The following is a 4,877-nucleotide window of genomic DNA, read 5'->3' on the forward strand; positions in this document are numbered from 1 at the left end:
GAGAGCATGATCCGCCTCGCCGCCATCGCCAACCTGGCCAAGCGAGCAACCGGAGAATCCACCTCTACCTGGCGAGACGCATAAAACGCAATCACTCATGAACTACGCGAACCAGACGTCCTCTAAGTAGTCGCAGGCCACGCGGCGGTGGAGCATGAGCCAGCCGTAGGTTCGCTCGGCCGTCCAGCGTTTCGGGATCGGGATGAATTCCCCTGGTCCGGAGGCGCGTTGGGTAATCTCCATGTCGATACCGGGGTGGCGGCGTCTCGACGAAGTCCTGGCGGTAGCCGCCGCCCACCCAGGTCTTACGGATGCTGGGGGTGGGCGGTGGCGACCTGGTTGAGCAGTTGATTCCGGCGACGGAGCGTGAACACGGCTGCGGTGACCAGCACTGCAAGCAGGAGACCAAGCGTGTCGATCATGATGCTCCTCTTGCGGCTCCACGATCTTCCTGCCCGCATCCATGCCCTGACTCGCCGCGGGGACACTGGTGGAGGTCTTGACGCTCTGGGCGTCGATCACACAGGCCGACGGGCTCACGCTCCACCCCTCTTTCTGCCGTACCAGCTCTCTCAGCAAACCGTTAAGCTGGCCAAACTCGCCGCCCTTCTGCCACTTCGCGAAGTACCCGTAGACCGTCACCCAGGGCGGGAAGTCGTGGGACAGGCAGCGCCATTAAACCCCGGTGCGGTTCACATACAAGACCGCGCTCACGATCTCACGCAGATCGTGCTCAGGCGGACGCCCGATGTCCAGCGCATGGCGCCGACGCAGCCCGCCAGCACCGGCTCGATCAACCCCCAGAGCGCATCCGACAGTTCGCCGGGATACGGCGACGCTCGGCCATGAACTGGGCGTACCGCTGGCGCACCGGCGCGTCCAGGCGTGCAAGCAGGGCCCTGGGAGCGCGGTTCTCCAGCACGCCGAACATGTTGGACGGCAGGGAGTCGTTCCGCCCCGAAGTCTCGTATCTGATCCCAAGGCATGCGTCGTTGACATCTCCTGCATGGGTGGACCGATCAACATCGCTGCAGTACTTGGGAGACAAGACTGCGCACAGCGGATACCCAAGTGACCTCTCCGACGAACGCTGGGAGCTGAACGCATCGGTCCTGGCCGCCTGGCGGGACGCACACCGTGGCCGGGCCTGGACATCGGCTAGCCGACCGAGCACGACCTACGTTCCCTGATGGACGCCATCCTCTACATCGGCCGCACCAGCCTCCCCTGGCGCTACCTCCCGCACGATCTCCCACCCTGGCCCACGGCCTGCAACTACTCCGCCTGCTGGCAGAAAGACAGGGTGCTCGAGCAGCTCAACGGGTTCCTACGACGCCTGGTCCGCGAGCGCGAGGGGCACGACGCGAAACCGTCCGCATGCGTGCTCGACTCCCAGACCATCAAGACCTCCGCCAGCGTGCCCTTGCCAAGGCAGGGCCGGACGCAGGCAAGCCATCATCGGCCGCAAACGCCACCTGGGCACGGACGCTCTCGGCCTGCTGCTGACCGTCACGGTCACTACTGCGAGCATCTCCGACACCGCCGCCGCTGTCTGACCGCTCTCCCACATCGCCGCCGCCCACCCGCGCGTTACCAAGGCCTGGTTGGACGCTGACTACCGCACCACCATCAACCACGGCGCCCACCTCGGCATCGACGTCCACCCCGTCATGATCAACCTCATGACTCGCTGCCACACCAACGAAACACCCCAAACTGGCGAAACCTGAACTTCTAACTAAACACGACTCGCAGGACGAAACGCCCAGTTAGCCTAGGGGTGACCTCACTTCAAACAGCCAACGAGAGAACCTAGCCGACACCGGCGTGCGACCTGCTCGTCACACCGGGTAGCCCGGACGTCGAACAAAACCGCAGGGTTGAACTGAACGGATAAACCCCCCGGTTGATAAACAAATACGTAAACTTCAGGGCGGCAGGCATTCATTAGGGAGAAGCTGCCTACCGAGCCTTCGTCTATTCCCATGCCGATCAGATTCAACGCCAGCCCCGGCAGCGGCAGATTAAAGAAACCAGCTTAAGTTCACGCAAATAAGATTGACTATTCAAGGCAAGAAAGTCCTACAAATAGGGCACACTCGCGAGTGGGATTACATTTCCACTCCAGCGTCATTTCAGTATTCAAAGCTAATGTTTGCTGGCGTTCCACCCGCCGCCCCATTGCATTCCTGCAGTGCGGCTCAAGCCGGACCAAAACTCCGTCAATCCTGAGTAAGAAGGGTGACGGAACGATGGTCGAATGTCAACATGGTCCACTTGTTCGAGTAGGGCTCCGTTTCCGAATCCTGGTAAGTGTCAACTGGCCGCACGGGCAGCGTGTACCCACTGCCTGGCCGGCACCCTCCGGTTGATCACCATGCGGTCGGATCCTCTTCGAACGAACCTGCTACCTGAGCTGGGCCCTCATTACTAGTCTTGCGCAAGACGAAGCTGCGGCGCCAGAGCGCTCTTGTGGTGCGACGCTCTACCAAGGGGAGTTGAGCTTTCCCTGGTGTTCGGGAGGAGCTGATCAGCTGGTCGGGACGGATTGATGGACGTTCAGTTTCTCGCTCGTTCAGCCGTCGCCTGACCGGCGTAGTGGCAGGCCGGGCTGCGTCGTCAGTGCCACAGTTGCCCTGATTCTTCGTGACTCCGCCTGATCTGGAACGCGCCGCCAGTAGGGCTGTGCACCGCGGTTGTCATGACAGGCGGACCTACTTCAGCTCCCCGATGTCGTCGATGATGACCCGGTAGATGTCGAAGCCACCCTGCTCGAAGTCGTTTCCCGACTTGTCCTGCGGCATAGCCGAGCTCAGCTTCCTCGATCATGCGGCGGAAGTGCCAGTCCTGGCCGTAGAGAGCATCAGCAGTCACCCAGGAGAAGAGCAGCGGCGAAGCCAGCCCGGGTGACCAGGACCCGGGCCAGCTCGGACTTGGTGGCGAAACCGCGGTTGTCGGGCGCCTTGCCGCCCAGCAACGGTCCCGGTCCGACGTCCAGGACTTCGGCAGATACAACCCCGGTCCACCAGCGCCCGGCCCCGCGAGGACGCGTAGGCTGCGAACACCGCGACCTGGCAGTCCTCCGTACGCCCCGCAGTCCCAAGTATTGCCTCTGCACCCCGGCTGAGGAGGCGCCCTGCTGGAGTATACTCCAGCAGCGGTTCGTGTCCTGATCTGGTGATCGTCGTTTCTCTGGACATGGAGGGGATGAGGCAAGTCGGTTGCTGGGCTCGGGAGTTGGCGGGTAGACAGGTCACCGTACCTCGGACGGCTTCCAGCAGTTGTTGAACAGCAGCGTTGGAAGGCGGATGTCCTGCGTGACGACGTCCGGGCTTATGCCGGTGAGTCTCTTGGTCCCGGTAGTGCGCCACATCCACATTACGAAGAGCCGCCCGGCCCGCGAAGAAGCCAGTGACCATGCCCCTAATCAGCGGTCTGTCGATGCCTCCGCAGCCGATGACGCCACCCCCGGGTCATGCGTTCGACAGGGGAGAAGCCATGCCAACTCTGAAAGCCGAGCGCCTCATTGCGGTGCCACCAAGAAGGTAATGGGATTTTCATGCGTGACCGGGGGACGGGTTGCTCGTTGTCGTTATCGGATCTGAGGCGACGCAGGATCCCCTCCGCGGCCCGTTCTCTGTCCTCTGTTCGCACCCAGAGGGGACGGGCCGCATTGGTCATCCTGCTCTTACCTGAGAATGCTATGCCGCGTCAAGCCGCTTGAGGAATCCCTTCCACGTTCAGCCGGTTCTTCTGTTTGAGGATCTTGGAGGTCTGGCGGTTTGAGGCACCGCTGGACGTCGCGAGAGCTCTTGCCTTCGCCGACACGGCGAGTGACGTACGTCTTCGTGGCACGGTTCGGCCACATCCTGATTAGGGAGATCGTGTGCATGGCTCGGTTCAGTTGGCGGTCGCTGCCCCGGTTGAGCCGGTGCTTGTTGGCCATGTCCGAGGAGGCCGGGATCGGCGCGACGCCGGCGAAGGCGGCTTCGGAAGGATGCGACCAGCTACTGATCTTTCGGGATTAGTGTCGTGGGGGCTGACAGGTGGTAGCTGTCGCGGTACGCCCGGACCATGAGATATCCGCAAGGTGGTGGTCTGACTGCCGAGCGGCGGGCGTTTCGTGAGCGCATGCGTGTGGAGGCGGCCGGGATGTTCGCCGCGGGGCAGGGCAATGCGGTGATCGCGAAGGAGTTACGGGTCAGTGCCCGTTCGGTCCAGCGCTGGCGCCGGGCCTGGCAGGACGGCGGACAGGCCGCGCTGCGGTCCAAGGGGCCGGGATTGAGCCCGAAGCTGAGCGAGGCTCTGTTCGCCGTGCTGGAACAGGAGCTGGACAAAGGGCCGGTGGCACACGGCTGGGACGACCAGACCTGGACGCTGTCCAGGATCAGGACACTGATCGAACGCCGGTTCCACAAGAGCCTGGCATTGTCGACCATCGCGCAGATGCTGCGGCGGCACGGGTGGAGCCACCAGGTCCCCGCCCGTCGGGCCGTGGAGCGCGACGAAGCGGCCGTGGCCGGATGGGTGAAGGAGGTGTGGCCGCAGGTGGAAACACCGCGGCGGCGCTCGGAGCCTTCATCGTCTTCGAGGACGAAGCAGGGTTTGCGATGACGCCGCCCACCTCCCGCACCTGGTCCCGGCGCGGGCACACACCCCTCGTGCGCATCCGCGGCCGGTCCCGGCAGTGCATCTCGGTGGCCGCACTGTGCTGCTACAGACCCGGTGAACGCTCGCGCCTGATCTACCGGTACCTGTCCCACAAGTCCAGCGACAGCACGACCAGAGCCGGACGCCGCAGTTTCGCCTGGACCGACTACCGCGACCTGCTCATCGCCGCCCACCAGCAGCTCGACGCCCCGATCGTGCTCATCTGG

At 63.5% G+C, this 4,877-nt stretch carries 5 pseudogenes; 2 read left to right on the forward strand and 3 right to left on the reverse strand.

The features are described from left to right. Positions 1 to 126: 126 nt before the first annotated feature. A pseudogene (locus tag ACFPP6_RS36295) lies at positions 127 to 818 on the reverse strand (IS5 family transposase); the annotation flags it as partial. Positions 819 to 1,037: 219 nt separating this feature from the next. Between ACFPP6_RS36295 and ACFPP6_RS36300 the strand changes: the two are divergent. Continuing rightward, a pseudogene (locus ACFPP6_RS36300) lies at positions 1,038 to 1,661 on the forward strand (transposase); the annotation flags it as partial. A gap of 1,141 nt (positions 1,662 to 2,802) precedes the next feature. Here the strand turns inward: ACFPP6_RS36300 and ACFPP6_RS36715 are convergent. Both ACFPP6_RS36715 and ACFPP6_RS36310 read right to left on the reverse strand, forming a co-directional pair. After that, positions 2,803 to 3,145 (reverse strand): annotated as a pseudogene (locus ACFPP6_RS36715) (transposase); the annotation flags it as partial. A 636-nt stretch (positions 3,146 to 3,781) separates the two neighbouring features. Continuing rightward, a pseudogene (locus ACFPP6_RS36310) lies at positions 3,782 to 4,009 on the reverse strand (transposase); the annotation flags it as partial. 65 nt (positions 4,010 to 4,074) lie between these two features. Here ACFPP6_RS36310 and ACFPP6_RS36315 point away from each other — a divergent pair. Next, a pseudogene (locus tag ACFPP6_RS36315) lies at positions 4,075 to 4,877 on the forward strand (winged helix-turn-helix domain-containing protein); the annotation flags it as partial.

This window comes from Streptomyces aureoversilis (assembly GCF_042657885.1).
Classification (GTDB): Bacteria; Actinomycetota; Actinomycetes; order Streptomycetales; family Streptomycetaceae; genus Streptomyces; species Streptomyces aureoversilis.